Here is an 18,651-nt window from a genome sequence, read left to right as displayed (position 1 = left end):
TAATTATGGCTATGCATCCCCAGCGCAAGCAGCGCTTAATGATTGTTGTTTTTATTTTGTGTGTAGCGTCTTTGGCCGCTGGCTTGTTGGGTTACGCCTTAAAGGAAAATATTAATTTATTTTACCCCCCCGCCGAAATTGTGTCGGGTAAGGCGCCAGTAGGTAAAGCGATTCGCGCCGGTGGAATGGTGCAAGAGGGTAGCGTGCAGCGCGCTACCGACAGTTTGAAAACACGGTTTGTGGTGACCGATTACAGCGCGGTTGTCACCGTTGAGTACGAAGGTATTTTGCCAGATTTGTTTGCGGAAGGAGAGGGCGTGGTCGTTTCGGGTAAGCTTGCCGAGGACGGTGTTTTTTACGCGAGCGAGGTGTTGGCAAAACACGACGAAACCTATATGCCTCCGGAAGTTAGTGATGCCTTAACTAAATCAGCCGCTAAGCGCGCTGAGCTAGAAGAGAAGGGTTCCCTGTGATTGTAGAACTTGGCCACTTCGCCTTAATTCTTGGTTTTTGCTTCGCCTTAGTCCTGGCTGTTATACCCTTGTGGGGTGTACAACGTGGCGACCAAATGGCGATGGCCGCGGCGCGCTATTTAAGTTTTGCGCAGTTTTTGTTTACCACTATTGCCACTGTTTGTCTTGTCTATGCGTTTATGACCGACGATTTTTCTGTCGATATTGTGGCGGCACAGTCCAACTCACTGCTCCCCAATGCTTATAAATTCAGCGCTATGTGGGGCGGCCATGAAGGTTCCCTCTTGCTATGGTTAGAAATATTGACCCTGTGGACGGTCGCCGTTGCCATTTTTTCTCGGCAATTGCCCCGCGATATTCTCGCCCGGGTACTGGCCGTCATGGGCATGATCGCCGTAGGCTTTTTTAGTTTTTCGCTGTTCACCTCAAATCCCTTTGCGCGGCATTTGCTAAACGTGCCAAGCGATGGTCAGGACTTAAACCCGCTGCTGCAAGATCCCGGCATGGTGATTCATCCACCAATGCTTTATATCGGTTACGTTGGCTTTTCGGTGGCTTTCGCCTTTGCTATCGCCGCGCTGCTTAGTGGTCGCATGGACGCCAGTTGGGCGCGATGGTCTCGGCCCTGGACCAATACGGCGTGGCTGTTTTTAACCGTCGGCATTGCGCTGGGTAGTTGGTGGGCATACTACGAACTGGGTTGGGGCGGTTGGTGGTTTTGGGACCCGGTAGAAAACGCCTCATTTATGCCATGGTTGGTCGGCACTGCGTTAATTCATTCCTTAGCGGTGACAGAGAAGCGTGGAGTCTTTAAAAGCTGGACTTTATTGCTGGCGATATTTGCGTTTTCCTTGAGTTTGCTAGGTACATTTTTGGTGCGCTCCGGGGTTCTCACCTCGGTGCACGCTTTTGCAGCGGACCCAACCCGCGGCATGTTTATACTGGCATTTTTGTTTTTGGTAGTGGGTGGCTCCTTGACCCTGTATGCCTTTAAAGCACCGGCAGCAAAGACCGCACCGAGCTTTGGCTGGCTGTCGCGAGAAGCGCTGTTGCTGGCCAATAATATTGTGCTGGTGGTTGCCGCCATGACGGTGCTGCTCGGCACCTTGTTTCCGCTTGTTATGGATTTCGCTGGCCTAGGCAAATACTCCGTGGGCCCGCCGTATTTTAATGCGATTTTTGTCCCGCTAATGTGTTTATTGGCCCTGCTTGTTGGTATTGGGCCTTCTTCGCAGTGGAAGCGCACCGGGGCTCAGCGTTGGTGGCGCGCATTACTTGGTGCGTTTATCGCCAGTGCTATTATCGCGTTAATCCTCCCTAATGCCTTCGCCGATGAATTCCAGCTTGGCGCTACCGTGGGTGTGTTACTTGCATCATGGATAGTGCTCAGCAGTGCGGTAAATTTGCGCAGTAAAACCCGCAATGCAGCGTCGCTGTTCTCGGGGCTGCGCCGCTTGACGCCGTCGTATTATGGCATGTTGCTCGCGCATATCGGTTTTGCTGCCAGTATGCTTGGCGTGGCGATGGTCACCAGTTTTAATGATGAACGCGATATTCGGATGGACGTCGGCGATCGCATGAATGACGTGTCTGGCTACGAGGTTCGTTTTGACGGCGTACAATCGATTTCCGGCCCAAATTACCAAGGCCAACGCGGTAGCTTTACGCTGTGGCAAGCGGGCGACTTTGTTGCCGAGCTGCACCCAGAAAAGCGTCGCTACCATGCGCGCAGTGGTCAGGTGATGACTGAGGCCGCTATTGACGCCAGTTTGCTGCGTGATGTCTATATCGCGCTGGGCGAGCCGGTGGGTGAAAATGCCTGGGCGGTGCGTATTCACGTAAAGCCCTTTATCCGTTTTATTTGGCTGGGCGCAATCTTGATGGCGCTAGGGGCCTTGTTGGCAATTTGTGATAAACGCTACCGAAGCGCTTCACCGCGTGTTCAAAAAGGGGAGAATCATGCAAAGGCTTAAACTCTTTATTCCCCTGTTGGTGTTTGTTGCGCTAGCGGCACTGTTTTTTGGTGTTGAGCGCCGCGTGCAGCGCGGTGAATACGCGCCAACCGATTTGCCGTCGGCACTGGTCAATCGACCGTTGCCGGCGTTTTCCTTACCTGCGTTGGAGGACGGTCGAACTCTCACCAACAGCGATATTCAAGGTGAGTGGTTTTTACTGAATGTGTGGGCGACGTGGTGTCCTACTTGTCACTACGAGCACCCATTTCTCGTTGCGCTCGCCGATCAGGGTGTCAAAATTGTCAGTGTCGATTACAAAGATAACGCCAAGGCGGCACAGCGTTGGCTGGCAGAGAAGGGCAACCCGTATGTGGCGACGCTCTTTGATGAAGCCGGTGACTTTGGTTTAGATCTCGGTGTTACCGGCGCGCCAGAAACCTATTTGGTAGACGCGGCGGGCATCGTTCGCTTTCGCTATCAGGGTGCGTTAGATCAAATTATATGGGATCGCGAGTTTGCCCCGCTTATTGCTGGCTTAGCAGCGCCGTCGGCGGAGCTTAAGCAATGAGGTGTTTACTCGTGGCAGGCTGGCTCATTTTACTGAGCTTTAGTGCGCATGGGGTCATTGAAACGTATCAATTTGACAACGATGTGCAGCGCGCTCGTTACCATCACTTTATTGAAGAGTTGCGCTGCCCAAAATGCCAGAATCAAAATTTATCGGGTTCAGACTCGGCAATTTCAAAAGACTTACGTCGTCAGATTCATCAGATGATTATGGACGATAAATCTGATATTGAAATCACCCAGTATATGGTGGCACGTTACGGCGACTTTATCCTTTACCGGCCCCAGTTTAACGCTGCTACGGCAGTTTTATGGTTGACGCCACTCGGTTTATTGTTACTTGGTTTGCTGGTGTGGTGGCGCATGGCAACGAGGCGGGCTAAGCCTACGTTATCAAGTGATGAGGCGCTGTCGGTAACAGAACAACAACGGCTAAAGGATTTGCTGGATGAGGAAAACTCGGCGAGCAAAGATGGGGACAATAAGTGATCGCGCTGTATTTAGGAATAGCATTACTACTGGTGGTTGCCGCCTCTTTTGTGCTGCTGGCGATTCGCCGTCATGCACCTGCCGATGCCGATAATCAATTGCATCGCAGCGCCCAACGTAGCTTTTATCGTCAGCGCCAAGCGGAGTTAGCTGCCGATCGCGATGCCGGTTTGATCGAAGACAATCAATACCAAGAACTTGTGCGTGAGCTGGATCGGCAGTTGGTGGTGGAGTCCGCTACCGAGGAGCCTAGCATGCAGCGCGTGGGACAGCGTTCATTGATCGTAATATTGGCCATGGCACTGCCGCTGCTGGCGATACTGCTTTATGGTCAGTTAGGTTATCACTTAGATTTGCAGTTGCAGAGCTTGCAGCGCGAGATTGTTGCGCAAGGTATCGATGAAGCGCGGTGGCAGCGCTATCAAGACCTTGTTGCCGATATATTGGCGCGTCGCCCAGAGAGTGGCGAACATTTGGTGATGATGGCAACCTTGTTTCGCCAGCAAGGCGATTTTGCCGGTGCACTGCCTTACTATCAGCGGCTTGAGGCGCTGTATCCAAATGATGCCGATGTGCTGGCGCAGTTGGCGCAGGCGCGTTATTTGCTTAATGGTCGTCAAGTAGACGAGCAAACCCAAGCCTTGCTCGATAGGGCTTTCGCGATTAACCCCCGGCAGGCAACGGCATTGGGGGTCTTGGGAATTAACGCTTTCGCGGCTGGGCGCTATAGCGAGGCATTAAAATATTGGCAGAGCTTGTTGCAGGTATTGCCGCCGAACTCCGCCGAAGCTGGGGTGATCGCCGGTGGTATTGCCGAGTCCAAACGTCTCGCCGTGGCGAGTGGTGATTTAGAGGGGCTGGCGGTGACCGTGACGGTGAACGCCGACTTGGGACCGACACCTGCTGGGGTATTGTTTGTGGTGGCTAAAAGTGCAGATGGCTCGCCCATGCCGGTGGCGGCAATGCGTGTGCCGCTTCCCGCTGCATCAGAGCAAACATGGCCAGTAACAGTGTATTTGACCGACAGCGATGTTATTCGCCAAGGTAAGGTATTGGCCGATTTTTCTGAATTAGTGGTGTCCGCCCACATTAGTTTAGCGGGCACCGCCATTCGGCGTGCTGGCGACTGGCTCGCTGAGCCGGTAAGCCTTAAAGCCAACGCGGAGGCGAGCGCGATCGCCTTGACCATCAACGCAATACAAGACGCTAAGTAGAAATTCCCGCAAAGTCGGAATTTCTACTGTCAGTCGTAGCTATGACCGCTATAATCGCGCTTTGCGCAAATTTATTCTGCGCTTGCCCCGAAAACGATAAAAACTCAGCGGCTGACAAGGGCTTCATATTTTGGTTATTGGTTTATGCGTCTAAAAAGTATTAAGTTGGCTGGGTTTAAATCCTTTGTAGACCCCACAACGGTCCATTTCCCCACTAATTTGTCGGCCGTTGTCGGCCCGAATGGCTGTGGTAAATCAAATATCATCGACGCGGTGCGCTGGGTTATGGGCGAAAGCTCGGCTAAAAACCTCCGTGGCGAGTCTATGACGGACGTTATCTTTAACGGCTCGGTCAATCGCAAGCCGGTAGGCCAAGCTACTATTGAGTTGGTTTTTGATAATACCGATAAAAAATTGGGCGGCGAGTACGCCGCGTACAATGAAATAGCCATTCGCCGGAAAGTCACTCGCGAAGGATTGTCCGAGTATTATTTAAATGGCAGTAAATGCCGCCGCCGTGATATTACCGATATCTTCTTAGGCACGGGTTTGGGGCCACGCAGCTACGCCATTATTGAGCAGGGTATGATTTCTCGGCTTATTGAGTCTAAGCCGGAAGAGTTGCGGGTGTTCATTGAAGAAGCCGCGGGTATTTCTAAATACAAAGAACGCCGCCGCGAAACCGAAAGCCGCATGCGGCGCACCCAAGAAAACCTCGAACGGCTTACCGACTTGCGCGATGAGCTAGAGCGCCAGCTGCAGCATTTGCAGCGTCAGGCGGCCTCGGCAGAAAAATACACTGAGTTAAAAAAAGAGGAGCGACTACTCAAGGCCCAAGTTCAGGTTTTGCAGTGGAAGGCCCTTGATGAACAAGCCAGCCTCAAAGAAAAAGACATAAACCAACTAGAGCTCGACCGCGAAGCGATCGTGACCGAGCAAGTAGGCTTAAATACCGGTATTGAGCAGGCGCGGGATCAGCACAGCCAGTTAAATGACACTTTTAACGAGGTTCAGGGCCGGTTTTACAGCATTGGCGCTGAAATCGCTCGGGCCGAGCAAGCTATTCAGCATCAGCAAGAACGCCGTCGCCAGCTCGATGCAGATTTGCAACAGGTCGCTGGCAACGTTGCCGAAACCACTCGCCATCTCAACAGCGACAAAGAAAAGATTGCGCTGTGGCAAGAAGAAATAGCAGAGATAGAGCCTGAGCTGGAGCTTGCCGAAGCCAGCGAAGAGGGCGCTAGTGAGGCGCTGGCAGCGGCAGAGGAGGCCATGCAGTCTTGGCAGCAGCGTTGGGATGAGTTTAACCATGCAGCGGCTGGGCCACGTCAGCGCGCCGAGGTTGAACAGTCGCGTATTCAGCATCTTGAATTGAGTTTGCAGCGCATACAGGAGCGGGTTGAAAAACTTGACCACGAGCGCAAAGGGCTGAGTCTTGCCGATGTTGATGAGGACATCGAGCTGCTGCAGCAGGAAGTGGCTGAGGGGGAATTGGAAGAAATGACGGCTCAAGAGCGCCACGCCGCGCTGTTGCCGCAAATTAGTGAATGTCGAGAGCGCATTCAGCAGGCTAATGATGAATTAGATCGCCGCCGCAGCGATTTGCAGGGTATGCGCGGTCGTATGGCCTCGCTGGAAGCGCTGCAGCAGGCGGCATTGGGGCAGGGCGATAAGGCGACCAGTCAGTGGTTGGCCAGCCACGGGCTCGATAAGCAAGCGCGGCTCGCCGAACAGTTGCACGTTGACGAGCGGTGGCAGCAGGCGGTCGAAACAGTGTTGGCCGATCAGTTGCAGGCACTGTGTGTTGATTCGCTTGATGGCGTTGCCGAGTTATTGGCGGGATTCGCCGAGGGCAGTGTGGCCTTTGTTGAACCGCACAAAGCTGTGCAGGCTAGTTCTGGGGCCTCGCTGGCCGATAAAGTCAGTGGCAATGCGGCGCTGTCCGGTATTTTGGCTACGGTTAAACTCGCCGACGACCTTGGTTCGGCGTTGGCGATGCGCGGTAGTTTAGCGGCTCACGAGTCGGTAATCACGCCGGAGGGCTTGTGGTGTGGGGCTAATTGGTTGCGGGTTAGTCGCGGTGATACTGCCCAAGGCGGGGTGCTGCAGCGCCAACAAGATCTCCAAGACTTGCGCGAAGGTATAGCCAATAGCGAAGCCCGTATCGAGGCCATTGTTGCGGCGCTGGATATGGATCGCGAATTATTAAAAAAGTTGGAGCAAGATCGCGAGAATTTTAACCGCGATGTGCAGCAGTTCAATCGCAAATTAAGTGAGCTCAGAGCCAAGTTAAGTGCGCAGCACGCCAAAATCGAGCAGTTGAGTGCTCGGCGCTTGCAGTTAGAAAATGACGGCAAGGAGCTGCGTAATCAATTTGCGATGGAGCAGGAGTCGGTTGCCGAAGCGCGGATGACGCTTCAAGAAGCGATTGAGGCAATGGAGCAAGACTCCGGTAAGCGCGAAGCCCTCTTGGGAGAGCGCGATAATAACCGCACCGTATTGGATGCCGCTCGTCAAACGGCGCGGCAATCCAAAGATCACTCCCATCAGTTGGCAATGCGTTATCAATCGCTGCGCACTCAACGTGACTCGGTGTTGCAGAACATTGGCCGCACCGAAGAACAGCTGGCGCAATTGCAGGAGCGCCGCGAGCAATTAGCGCTGACCTTAGAAGACAACGATGCGCCCATAGATGATTTAAAAATTGGGTTGGAATCTCGCTTAGAGCAGCGCCTTGCTGTCGAAGAAGAGTTGGCGCAAGCGCGCAGAGCCTTAGAAGTTGTCGATCATCAGTTGCGCGAAAATGAGCAAAAGCGCCATGGTATTGAACAGCGTTTGCAAACTGTGCGCAGTCGCTTAGAGCAGGCACGGGTCGATAATCAAGGTCTGCAAGTGCGCCGCAAGGGTTTGCAAGATCAGTTACAGGAAGCGCAATTTGATTTGCAGTCGGTACTCGACAGCTTGCCAGAAAACGCTAACGAGGCGGAGTGGCTGGAATCACTGGAGCAGGTCGGTAGGCGTATTGCCCGCCTAGGGCCAATTAATCTCGCGGCCATAGAAGAGTATAAACAGCAGTCGGAGCGTAAAAACTACCTCGATGCGCAAAATACGGATTTAGAACAGGCGCTGGAAACCTTGGAGGCGGCTATTCGCCGTATCGACAAGGAAACCCGCAATCGTTTTAAAGAAACTTTCGATCGTGTTAATGCTGGCTTGCAAGATCTGTTTCCCAAGGTGTTTGGCGGTGGTAGTGCCTCGCTGGAAATGACGGGGGATGACTTGCTCAATACCGGTATTTCGATCATGGCGCGGCCACCGGGTAAGCGTAATAGCACCATTCATTTGCTTTCAGGTGGTGAAAAAGCACTGACGGCAATTGCGCTCGTATTTTCGATTTTCCGCTTAAATCCGGCACCGTTTTGTATGCTGGACGAAGTTGATGCGCCGTTAGATGACGCCAACGTTGGCCGCTATTCGCGGATGGTGAAAGAGATGTCCTCGGAAGTGCAGTTTATTTATATTAGCCACAATAAAATTGCCATGGAAATGGCGCATCAACTTATGGGCGTGACCATGCACGAACCGGGCGTTTCGCGGTTGGTTTCAGTTGATTTGGAAAAAGCAGCGGAAATGGCGGCAATGTAAGATAAGCTTGACTGCTATAGTGCTGCGTTAATTGCGAAAACATGGAAATTTAGCAAAACGCGTGGAACAATAGCGTCAGAATTTTATCCAAGGCCATAGTGAATTGTTGGGGATGCGGTCGTAATGGCCAAAAAGGGCTAGATAATGGACCTCAGTGTCAGAGATTGGTTAATTATAATTGGCTCACTGCTCGCGCTGGCAGTATTGCTAGATGGCTATCGGCGGATGCACAAAGACCGCAGTGATACTATACGCTTAACGCCAAAGGCGCGCAGTGAAGTGGATGACGATTTGGTCAACCCGGAACTGCCCGGCGGCTCAGCACGCGTTATCGCGGTTCGTGAACAGCCAAGCTTGCATGTAAAACGGGCGCCGACGACGAGCCCAGCGGAACCGCGTAAAGCGCCGTCTGCAAGCGTTGCCGCAGATGACGACGATGATATTTTATTTCGCGATCCTGCCGAGGAATACGCGCGGAAAGGTGGCGACGATCATCACGATGTAGCTGCTGGTTGGCGTGGTGAGTTAGGTGATAACGAAGAATTAGGCCAGCCTGACAGTGAAGACAAGCCGTTGGCGGCCAATGTTGAGCGTCGGCCAGAGAAAGAAACCGCATCGTTAACGTCGGCGCACCAAGAGTTGATTGTGCTCAATGTCATGTCGCCCACGGGTAAACCCTTTAAGGGCAATGATTTGTTGCAGATTTTGATGGCCTGTGATGTTCGCTACGGCAAAATGAATATTTTTCACCGCTATGAAAATGCCGATGGCAGCGGTCAAATTCAATTTAGCGTGGCGAATTTGGTAGAGCCCGGCAATTTTGATTTGGATGAAATAGACGAGTTCAGCACTCCTGGTGTGGTCTTTTTTATGAATCTTCCAGGCCCGGCAGACAGTATAAAAGCCTATGAGGCAATGGTTGAAACTGCCCGCTGCCTAGTAAAAAATCTAGAAGGGGAGCTGCGCGATCAGACCCACAGTGTTGCAACAAAGCAGACTCTTGAACACTATAAACAGCGAATTCGCGATTTTGAGCGCCGTCAGCTTACCCTTATGTAAGGGTGGTTGATGCGCAGTTTACTATAACAACGGCGTCATGAATGGCTGAACCTTCCCTGCGCGAGCGCTTAGAAATGCTTCGCGAACAACTTCATAGCTATAGCTACCACTATTACGTTCTCAATGAGTCGAGCATTCCAGATGTGGAGTACGACCGCTTATTTGCAGAACTACAAGAAATAGAAGCCGCGCATCCAGAGTGGCATAGCCCAGACTCCCCAAGTCAGCGAGTTGGCGCGGCGCCGTTGGCGGCGTTTAGTCAGGTGCGTCATGAAACACCCATGCTTTCCCTTGATAATGTTTTTTCTGCGCAAGCGCTTTTGGATTTTGACCAGCGCATTAAATCTCGTTTAAACGACAGCGCTGAACTCCGCTATGCCTGTGAACCAAAGCTGGATGGCATCGCCGCGAGCTTATTGTACGTTGACGGTGTTTTTGTCAGGGGGGCTACCCGTGGCGATGGCCGAGTTGGTGAAGATATTACCCAAAACGTTAAAACAATCGCGTCCATTCCGCTGAAGCTGAGGGGCAGTGGTTGGCCAGATGAACTGGAAGTGCGGGGTGAAATTTATATGCCGCGGTCGGGCTTTGCACGGATAAATGAATTAGCCCGCAATAGTGACGGTAAAGTATTTGTTAATCCGCGCAACGCGGCTGCCGGGAGTTTACGGCAATTAGATAGTAGGGTTACGGCAAGTCGTCCACTGGAAATGAGTTGCTATGGCATTGCTCAAGGCGACGGTGACGCGTGGTTTCACAGTCACAGTGAGGGGCTCGCGCGACTTCGCGATTGGGGGTTTTTGGTAAGCCCAGAGTTGCGGGTGGTGGACTCCATCGAAGGCTGCCTTGAATATTACCAAGATCTTCTCGCTCGCCGAGATAGTCTGGCCTATGACATTGACGGTATTGTTTTTAAGATTGATTCCTTGACCCTTCAAGACACGCTGGGGTTTGTGTCGCGGGCACCGCGCTGGGCTATAGCACATAAATTTCCGGCCCAAGAAGAAATTACCCAACTCCGAGATGTTGAGTTTCAAGTTGGGCGCACTGGTGCCGTCACGCCGGTCGCAAAATTAGAGCCGGTGTTCGTGGGTGGGGTAACCGTCAGTAATGCGTCCTTGCATAATTTTGATGAGGTCGCCCGCCTCAATGTCATGATCAGCGATTATGTGGTGGTACGCCGCGCCGGTGACGTAATTCCGCAGATTGTGCAGGTGGTCGACGAGCGTCGCCCCGCTGAGGCGCGCGCTATTGTCGCGCCAGTGCGGTGCCCGGTTTGCGACAGCGCATTGGAGCGGGCGCCCGGTGAGGCGGTCTTACGCTGTACCGGTGGCTTGGTGTGCGGGGCGCAGCGCAAGGAGGCAATCAAGCATTTCGCCAGCCGCAAGGCCATGGATATCGAGGGCTTGGGTGATAAGCTCGTTGAGCAATTGGTTGACGCTGGCTTGATCGAAACCGTGGCAGATTTATTTGTGCTTACGCTTGATGCGCTTGCGGGGCTTGATCGTATGGGGCAAAAGTCTGCGGAAAATGTACTGGCTGCCCTGGACAAATCGCGAACGACCACCCTGCCGCGATTTCTGTACTCGCTCGGCATTCGCGAAGTGGGTGAGGCTACCGCCCTGAACTTGGCAAATCACTTTGGCGAATTGCCGGCGTTAATCGCCGCGAGCGAAGAAGAGTTGCTTAGCGTTGCCGATGTAGGCCCAATAGTGGCGAGCCATATCCACGCGTTTCTCAGCAGCAACTATAATCGAGAGGTTATCAATTTATTGCTGGAGCGGGGGGTCCATTGGCCAGCACCGCGACAGGCGGGTGGTGAACAACCTCTTGCGGGGCAGACTTGGGTGCTGACCGGCAATCTAGAGTCAATGACGCGTGGTGACGCAAAAGAAAAACTACAGGCATTGGGCGCAAAAGTGGCGGGCAGTGTATCAACAAAAACCGATTGTGTTGCCGCAGGTGCTAGCGCCGGTTCAAAGTTAGCTAAAGCCGAGGCGCTAGGGGTAAAAGTGATTAACGAACAAGAGTTACTGCAGTTTTTTACTGAACATGGCAGTAAGGTATGAGGATGCTTTGGCTTGTCATACTGTTGTTAACAGTGGGTGGCTGCACCACGTCGCCGCCGCGCAACCCCGGAGATATTTGCTCGATTTTTCGCGAAAAAGACGATTGGTACGGCGACGCGAAGTCGGCGTCTAAAAAGTGGAATTCACCCATCCCGGTTATGATGTCGATCATGTACCAAGAGTCTGCCTTTGTGGCCAAGGCCAAACCTCCCAAAAAGTACTGGTTGGGTTTTATTCCGGCAGGTCGCATGTCTGATGCCTATGGTTACGCCCAAGCCAAAGACTCAACGTGGGCATGGTATGTTGATAAATCTGGGAATTGGGGGGCAGATCGTGACGATTTTGCCGACGCTATCGATTTTATCGGTTGGTATAATAATGTCAGCAACCGCATGGTCGGCATCAGCCCCAACGACACCTACAGTCTTTATATGGCCTATCACGAGGGGCACGGCGGTTTTAAACGACGTAGCTACAATAGTAAGCCTTGGCTGAAGCGGGTTGCGAGCAAAGTCACTTCCCGCTCTCAGACCTACACGGCGCAATTGGCTCGCTGTGAAAAAGATTTGAAGAGTGGTGGCTGGTTTTTTGGGATTTTTTAAGTGCTCACCATTCGCCGCTATTGGCGAGCGATCGCCACGGTTCCTGGGGTGGCAGTGCGTCGCCGCGCTGTAATAATTCAATGGAGATGTTGTCCGGTGAGCGTACAAAAGCCATGTATCCATCTCTTGGCGGGCGATTTATGGTGACGCCGCCGTCCTGCAGGGTCTTGCAGATGTCGTAGATATTATCGACGAGAAAGGCGAGGTGACCAAAATTGCGGCCACCTTGATAATCCTCGGGGTCCCAGTTATAAGTAAGCTCGATAGTCGGTGCCTGGGTTGTCTGCGCAGTGTCAAAATCATTAGGCGCTGCGAGAAATATCAGGCTGAAACGCCCTTTTTCATTGTCGTAGCGGCGAACCTCTTTGAGGCCGAGTAGCTCACAATAAAAATGCAATGACGCGTCGAGATTTTTAACTCGAATCATTGTGTGTAAAAATTTCATGGTGTTATTTCCTTGGTTGTACATCGGCGTTTGTAGCGCTGTTTTCGTTAATATTTAATTGCTACTTAAGGGCTTGATTGTGGCGGTTGCCAAATCCAAACATCTGTTAATTGTATATCACAGCCAGTCGGGTAGGAATGAGCGCTTGGCTTATGCGGCTCATGACGCGGCCATAATGGCAGAGCCTGAGCTTGAAATTCGGCTTCTCCGCGCTGCCGAGGCTGGCACCCGCGACATCATGTGGTGCGACGGTCTTTTATTATTTATGCCGGAAAACTTCGGTGCGCTAGCTGGGGGAATGAAGGATTTTTTTGACCGAACATTTTACCCGGTACTGGCGAGGGAGCTTATCAGGCCTTACGGCGTATTTATTTGCACCGGCAACGATGGTAGCAATGCCTTGCGCCAATGGCAGCGGATAGCCAAAGGTTATGCGTGGCGCAGTGTCACCGAAGCGATTATTTGCTATGGGGAGCCTAATGCCGAGGCTTTTACACAAGCTGATGAGCTTGGGGCAGGCTTTGCTGCTGGTCTCGCACTTGGCGTTTTTTAGCCGATTTCCTGCCGCTATCCTTGATCTAAGCGCCACTACTATTCGTAGCATTTCTTGTGCCATTCATAGGCGCTTATAGGGGTTATTCACATTTTACATTACCGGATTCCCGACTAGACTGTGTATTAGCCCCTATATGTGCGCTGATGGTGCACCGCTAATGGAGCGGAAATAATTACAATAAATCTCTTTGGGAGAGACGTTGATGAAAAAGCACTCAAAATCAAACCGCCATTTAGTGCCTTTGGCCATGGCTGTGGGGCTTTGTACAAATACTGCCGTATTTGCCGCACCTGCACTCGAAGAAGTGCTGGTTACGGCCACCTTGCGTACCGAAAGTTTGCAAGACGTGCCGGTGTCGGTAAATGCAGTGTCTGGTGAAAAAATGGCTGAGGCGGGCATTGATAAAATAGAAGATCTTCAAGCCTATGTTCCCAATTTATCAATGTCTGAGACAGGTATAGGCACCAATATTTATATTCGCGGTATCGGCTCGGGTATTAACCCTGGTTTTGAACAGTCGGTGGGAATGTATTTTGACGGCATATCCTACGGTCGTGGCCAGCTGACCCGCGCGCCGTTTCTCGATCTTGCCCGCGTTGAGGTCTTGCGCGGTCCGCAAAATATTCTTTATGGTAAGAACAGTATTGCCGGTGCGCTGAGTTTGATATCTGCCCGTCCCGGGCAAGAGAATGAGGGCATGATTTCAGGCTTGTACGAGCCAGATCATGGCGAAAAAGTCGTGGACTTTATGGTGTCGGGTCCGATTACCGACACCCTTGGTGGTCGTATCGCATTGCGTAAACGTGAGATGGACGGCTATATTGAAAACATTACCTTAAATCGTGATGAGCCACAGCGCGATGAAAGCACCATTCGCGCCATTCTCGACTGGGACGCCACAGAGAATTTAACGGCAATGCTTAAGTTTGAGCTTGGTAAGTTTAATGTGTTGGGGCGCCAGGTGGAGATAGTGAATGACCAAGTCACTACTTTGGCAGCTCCTTTCCCATTTGCGGGTTTAAAGTATTCGCAAATGTTAACTGCTTTGGGCGCGGGACCGTCGGTTTTGAATACAACTCAAGACTACAAGCGTTCATCAAACGGTGATTACAGTAATAACCGCACCAAGAACTTCACCTTAAACGTGGATTACGCCTTGGGTGAAAGCACCTTAACGTTTATTTCCGGCTTTATGCATTATGAATTTGCCGAGCTGTGTGATTGCGATTTTACTGGCGCACCGGTATTTAGCGTACCCTTCGATGAAGACTACGACCAATACAGTCAGGAAGTACGCTGGGTGTCGGCCGCAGGTGGAACCTTTGAACATATTGGCGGTGTGTACTACCAAAAAAGTATGTTGGCTTTTTATGATGAGATCCGCATTGACAGTTTGATTCTGCCGAATGTTGTCGGAAATGCATTAAGCTCGCCTGCTGCCGGGGCTTCGATTTCAAATACCACAACACCGCGAAACTTTACCAGTGATGCCGAGTTGTGGTCAGTGTTTTGGCAAGCTACTTGGAACGCCTCAGACCGCGCTCGCGCGACCTTGGGTTTACGGTATTCCTATGAGGAAAAAGAGGGGACTCGCGATCTTACAGTAGCAGACCTTAACGGGAATGAGCGCGCTATAGGCACTGTCGATGGTGTGCTTGCCGGCGTCTTTATGGTTGAACGTCATGACTTAGAAGGCACTCAAAAAGGCGGAAATTTGGCGCCGTCATTAAATGTTCAGTATGACGTTAATGATGATGTTATGGCCTATGCTACGGCGAGTATCGGACATAAATCCGGTGGTTTTGATGCACGTTCAAATGCCTCGCCTAGCGCAGCGCCCAACGCCGTCGGTGCGTCTATTGCGGGTTCGTTCGAATACGACGAAGAAAAGGCTTCAAGCTTTGAAGTTGGTGCTAAGACCAGCTTTATGGACGGTCGCGGCGAGCTAAATATTGCGGCTTTCTTTACCAAGTACGATGATCTTCAGGTGAGCATTTTTGACGGAACCCTCGGTTTTAATGTGGGTAATGCTGGTGCTGCAGAGACTAAGGGCATTGAGTTGGATGGTCGTTTTGCACTGACTGACCGTTTGATGATGGGAGCTGCTTTAGCCTTTTTAGACTTTGAATTTACCGATTTTGAAAAAGGTCAGTGCTATCAAGGGCAAACTGCAACGCAGACAGTTGGGACGACGAAGTACTGTGATTACAAGGGTAAGACCAACCAGTATGTAGCCGATTACTCTGGTAATGTTACCTTTACGTACACTCGTGAGTTTGGTGATGCCTTAGAGTTGCGCGCAGGTACAGACTTTGTCTTTACTGATGATTACAACTCTTCGCAAAATTTAGATCCTAGTCAAGAGCAAGATGGCTATGTGAAGGTGAATGCGCGCCTGGCAATAGCGGACGTGAAATCAGGTTGGGAGCTTGCTTTAATCGGTAAAAACTTAACTGATGAAGATGTCATTGCTTATTCAAATGACGTGCCATTAGCGAACAGTAGTTTCGGTAGTGTCGGCCATTACGCGTTCGTTGAGCGGCCCCGCAGCGTAGCTGTGCAGGCCAGTTATCGCTGGTGAAAAAATGACGACCGGCTCTCAATGAGGGTTGGTCTATCATGTTAGTCTTTAAGTGAGTTGCTCTATATTACTCGGCCTTAACTACATAAAACAGACGATTATTTTAGGTGGCTATAGTTGTTATTCTTATTAAAAATGCTATTTCATTGAACCATTAGTTAAAATGCTATATGTTTTCAATGCAAACATTTTGCTGGCAACGTATAATAACGACAGCTTTATATAGGCCGCTAGTCCAGCTGACTCAGTCAGGTGACAGCATATAAAAATTAACAGCATCTGGAGGTCATATGACCTTGAAAAGAACCATTTCTGACTTTCGCTTATCTGCTTTAGCCGCTGGTCTTCTGTTGTGTTCAGCACACAGTCAAGCAGCTGGCGTACTCGAGGAAGTCATCGTTACGGCCACTTTACGAGCCGAAAGTCTTCAAGACGTTCCAGTATCAGTCAACGCGGTATCTGGTGACAAAATGATGGAGGCGGGCATTAGCAAGGTAGAAGACCTGCAAGCTTACGTCCCCAACTTGACCATGTCAGAGACCGGTATCGGCACTAATATTTACATTCGCGGTATTGGCTCGGGTATTAACCCTGGCTTCGAACAGTCCGTTGGTATGTATTTCGACGGTGTTAGCTACGGCCGCGCGCAATTAACACGTGCACCGTTCTTGGATTTAGCGCGGGTTGAGGTTTTGCGTGGTCCGCAAAATATACTTTTTGGTAAAAACAGTATTGCCGGGGCCTTAAGCTTGATCTCCGCGCGGCCTAGTCAAGAATTTGAAGGCCTGGTGTCTGGTACTTTTGAAGCGGAAACCAATGAGCGAGTCTTGGACTTTGTTGTTTCTGGTCCGCTGACAGACAATATTGGTGGTCGTTTGGCGATTCGCAAACGTGAAATCGACGGCCATATAGAGAACTTGACCCTTGACCGTGATGAGCCTCAGCGTGACGAGCAGACAATACGTGCTATGTTCGTGTGGGATGCGACTGCAGATTTAACTGCTGCATTAAAATTTGAAATCGGGCAATTCGATGTAGATGGCCGTCAAATCGAAATTATTAATGACCAGAGGTCGACCTCTGACACAGACGCGTTTAATGGTCGTACCTATGGCCAAATTCTAGATAGAACGACAATTGCGCCGGTTCCGGGTGTGGTGCTAGTTGACGTAGATGCCGACTCGTCGGTTTTGAACAACTATCAAGACTATAAGCGCTCATCTAATGGTGATTACAGCTACAACGATACTCATAACGTAACGCTGAATGTTGATTACGTATGGGGCGATCATACCTTTACCTTTATTACGGGTGTTCTTGGTTATAAAACCTCTGAATTGTGTGACTGTGATTTTACCGGCGCTTCAGTATTTAGTGTTGCGGCAGAAGAAGAATACAAACAGTTTAGCCAGGAGTTTCGCTGGGTGTCGCCGGTTGGTGAAACCTTCGAGTTTATTGCCGGTGCGTTCTTTCAACACAGTGAGTTAGATTTCTTTGACAGTATTCGTGTCGACAGCGATATTCTTCCGCAGTTGTTGAACGCAGCTGATATCCAGGAAGCGGGTGCGCGTGGTGAGCGGCCTACAGGGGGTGATGTCACGGGTGGGCCGTTTGATAATGTTACCCAGACGCAGGTCGCAGGTACACCGTTGGCACCGCTATTCCAGCCGCTATTTGATGCCGGTGTATTGGAACTTGGTGGTTTAGGCGACGCTGGTGACGAAATAGTAAATCTGGGTACGCCTCGCGACTTTAGCTCCACTACAGACTTGATCTCAGGTTTTGTGCAAGCCACGTGGAATGTCACTGATCTGACTCGCGCAACCCTTGGCCTGCGTTATTCTTATGAAGAAAAAGAAGGCAGCCGTAGTCTAAATTTCAGCGATATAACTACCGGTGAAATTCGCGCTGAAGGTGAAATTGATACGGTTGTTGCGAAAAACTTTTCTGCAGAAAGGCATAACCTAAAGGGCACGCGTAAGGGCGGGAAGTTAGCGCCGTCGTTGAATATCCAGCACGACTGGAGCAACGATGTGATGCTGTATGCAACGGCAAGTATTGGTTATAAGTCTGGCGGTTACGATGCGCGTTCAAATGCCTCTCCTGATGCAAATGAAATTCGTCCGTTGCAGAATGTTGAAGAGCCCACACCGATAATTTTAGTTGGTAGCTTCGAATATGATGAGGAGCAGGCCACTAGCTTGGAGGCAGGTGCTAAAACAGCTTTGCTAGATGGCGCGGCTGAATTGAATATTGCAGCTTTCTACACTCAGTACGATGATCTTCAGGTTAGTATTTTTGATGGTACCTTGGGCTTTAACGTCGGTAACGCTGGCGCAGCAACTACCATGGGTATCGAGCTAGACGGTCGTATTGCCCTGACCGAAAACTTGATGATGACCGGTGCCTTGGCATTTTTAGACTTTGAGTTTACTGACTTTGAAAATGGCCAGTGTTACCAGGGGCAGACGCCAGATTATATGGTTGAAGGTAATCCTTACTGTGATTACAAGGGCAAGACTAACCAGTATGTGGCAGACTACTCAGGTAATATGACCTTTGTCTACACCACCATGGTGAGCAAGGATTTGGAGTTTCGCGGCGGTGCTGACTTTGTCTTCACTGGCGCTTACAACTCTTCGCAGAACCTCGATCCAAGTCAGGAGCAGGATGCGCATATTAAAACTAACTTGCGCTTCTCTTTAGCTGACGTGACGGCTGGTTGGGAAGCCGCTCTGTTGGTTAAGAATGCGACTGATGAAACGACAATCTCTTACTCAAATGATACGCCATTAGCGAATAGCATTTTTGGCGCGGCAGGTCACTACGGTTTTGTAGAGGCGCCACGGACCATCGCGCTGCAGGCGACTTACCGCTGGTATTGATTTTGTCCTAAGGGATAAACGAATATAACGCCGCGTCAGCGGCGTTTTTTTTGGGTAAAATTGAAGTGCAAGGTCATATCGAGTGAAAACAATAGATCAGTTAGTGCTGGC

The 18,651-nt window shown here is 50.9% G+C and carries 13 protein-coding genes; 12 read left to right on the top strand and 1 reads right to left on the bottom strand.

Annotation, left to right across the window (positions count from 1 at the left end; genetic code table 11):
- Positions 1–11 precede the first annotated feature (11 nt).
- The 9 genes from ccmE (at position 12) to ABYP33_RS08570 (ending at position 12,073) form a co-directional block, all read left to right on the top strand.
- Positions 12–473 (top strand): cytochrome c maturation protein CcmE, encoded by a 462-nt coding sequence (ccmE, locus tag ABYP33_RS08610; RefSeq protein WP_373090393.1) that lies wholly within the window; start codon positions 12–14, stop codon positions 471–473.
- Positions 470–2,446, top strand: a complete 1,977-nt coding sequence (locus ABYP33_RS08605; protein WP_373090376.1) for a heme lyase CcmF/NrfE family subunit — start codon at positions 470–472, stop codon at positions 2,444–2,446. The genes ccmE and ABYP33_RS08605 overlap by 4 nt, the downstream gene beginning before the upstream one ends.
- Positions 2,433–2,996, top strand: a complete 564-nt coding sequence (locus tag ABYP33_RS08600; RefSeq protein WP_373090374.1) for a DsbE family thiol:disulfide interchange protein — start codon at positions 2,433–2,435, stop codon at positions 2,994–2,996. Before ABYP33_RS08605 ends, ABYP33_RS08600 begins: the two co-directional genes overlap by 14 nt.
- Positions 2,993–3,484 (top strand): cytochrome c-type biogenesis protein CcmH, encoded by a 492-nt coding sequence (locus ABYP33_RS08595; RefSeq protein WP_373090373.1) that lies wholly within the window; start codon positions 2,993–2,995, stop codon positions 3,482–3,484. Before ABYP33_RS08600 ends, ABYP33_RS08595 begins: the two co-directional genes overlap by 4 nt.
- A complete protein-coding gene (gene ccmI, locus ABYP33_RS08590) occupies positions 3,481–4,698 on the top strand; it encodes a c-type cytochrome biogenesis protein CcmI (RefSeq protein WP_373090371.1) in 1,218 nt (405 codons plus the stop codon). The genes ABYP33_RS08595 and ccmI overlap by 4 nt, the downstream gene beginning before the upstream one ends.
- Positions 4,699–4,842: 144 nt before the next feature.
- Positions 4,843–8,343 (top strand): chromosome segregation protein SMC, encoded by a 3,501-nt coding sequence (smc, locus tag ABYP33_RS08585; RefSeq protein WP_373090370.1) that lies wholly within the window; start codon positions 4,843–4,845, stop codon positions 8,341–8,343.
- 144 nt (positions 8,344–8,487) lie between these two features.
- A complete protein-coding gene (gene zipA, locus ABYP33_RS08580; RefSeq protein WP_373090369.1) occupies positions 8,488–9,402 on the top strand; it encodes a cell division protein ZipA in 915 nt (304 codons plus the stop codon).
- 41 nt (positions 9,403–9,443) lie between these two features.
- Positions 9,444–11,471, top strand: a complete 2,028-nt coding sequence (gene ligA, locus ABYP33_RS08575; RefSeq protein WP_373090368.1) for an NAD-dependent DNA ligase LigA — start codon at positions 9,444–9,446, stop codon at positions 11,469–11,471.
- Positions 11,468–12,073, top strand: coding sequence for a transglycosylase SLT domain-containing protein (locus ABYP33_RS08570; protein ID WP_373090367.1), 606 nt, complete (start codon positions 11,468–11,470; stop codon positions 12,071–12,073). The genes ligA and ABYP33_RS08570 overlap by 4 nt, the downstream gene beginning before the upstream one ends.
- 4 nt (positions 12,074–12,077) lie before the next feature.
- Here the strand turns inward: ABYP33_RS08570 and ABYP33_RS08565 are convergent, their stop codons facing one another.
- The gene (locus ABYP33_RS08565) at positions 12,078–12,518 is read right to left on the bottom strand and encodes a VOC family protein (protein WP_373090366.1); all 441 of its coding nucleotides are present in this window, start codon (positions 12,516–12,518) and stop codon (positions 12,078–12,080) included.
- 79 nt (positions 12,519–12,597) lie between these two features.
- On the opposite strand from ABYP33_RS08565, the gene ABYP33_RS08560 reads away from it, so the two are divergent.
- The 3 genes from ABYP33_RS08560 to ABYP33_RS08550 all read left to right on the top strand — a co-directional run bounded on the left by ABYP33_RS08560 (position 12,598) and on the right by ABYP33_RS08550 (position 18,540).
- Entirely contained in the window at positions 12,598–13,071 is a 474-nt protein-coding gene (locus tag ABYP33_RS08560) for a flavodoxin family protein (protein WP_373090364.1), read from the top strand.
- 205 nt (positions 13,072–13,276) lie between these two features.
- Complete coding sequence (locus ABYP33_RS08555; protein WP_373090363.1) at positions 13,277–15,655, top strand: TonB-dependent receptor; 2,379 nt, start codon at positions 13,277–13,279, stop codon at positions 15,653–15,655.
- A gap of 290 nt (positions 15,656–15,945) precedes the next feature.
- Positions 15,946–18,540, top strand: coding sequence for a TonB-dependent receptor (locus ABYP33_RS08550; RefSeq protein ID WP_373090361.1), 2,595 nt, complete (start codon positions 15,946–15,948; stop codon positions 18,538–18,540).
- Positions 18,541–18,651 lie beyond the last annotated feature (111 nt).

Origin of the sequence: Zhongshania sp. (genome assembly GCF_041584495.1) — a bacterium.
Lineage (GTDB): Bacteria > Pseudomonadota > Gammaproteobacteria > Pseudomonadales > Spongiibacteraceae > Spongiibacter.
The sequence above is the reverse complement of the archived record's forward strand: the minus strand, read 5'-3'. Positions and strand labels throughout refer to the sequence as shown.

What these genes read in the sequence shown, in the direction of transcription:
- ccmE (WP_373090393.1), top strand. Translation starts at nt 12, where the DNA reads ATGCATCCCCAGCGCAAGCAGCGCTTAATGATTGTTGTTTTTATTTTG.
- ABYP33_RS08600 (WP_373090374.1), top strand. Translation starts at nt 2,433, where the DNA reads ATGCAAAGGCTTAAACTCTTTATTCCCCTGTTGGTGTTTGTTGCGCTA.
- ABYP33_RS08595 (WP_373090373.1), top strand. Translation starts at nt 2,993, where the DNA reads ATGAGGTGTTTACTCGTGGCAGGCTGGCTCATTTTACTGAGCTTTAGT.
- smc (WP_373090370.1), top strand. Translation starts at nt 4,843, where the DNA reads ATGCGTCTAAAAAGTATTAAGTTGGCTGGGTTTAAATCCTTTGTAGAC.
- zipA (WP_373090369.1), top strand. Translation starts at nt 8,488, where the DNA reads ATGGACCTCAGTGTCAGAGATTGGTTAATTATAATTGGCTCACTGCTC.
- ligA (WP_373090368.1), top strand. Translation starts at nt 9,444, where the DNA reads ATGGCTGAACCTTCCCTGCGCGAGCGCTTAGAAATGCTTCGCGAACAA.
- ABYP33_RS08570 (WP_373090367.1), top strand. Translation starts at nt 11,468, where the DNA reads ATGAGGATGCTTTGGCTTGTCATACTGTTGTTAACAGTGGGTGGCTGC.
- ABYP33_RS08565 (WP_373090366.1), bottom strand. Translation starts at nt 12,518, where the DNA reads ATGAAATTTTTACACACAATGATTCGAGTTAAAAATCTCGACGCGTCA.
- ABYP33_RS08555 (WP_373090363.1), top strand. Translation starts at nt 13,277, where the DNA reads ATGAAAAAGCACTCAAAATCAAACCGCCATTTAGTGCCTTTGGCCATG.
- ABYP33_RS08550 (WP_373090361.1), top strand. Translation starts at nt 15,946, where the DNA reads ATGACCTTGAAAAGAACCATTTCTGACTTTCGCTTATCTGCTTTAGCC.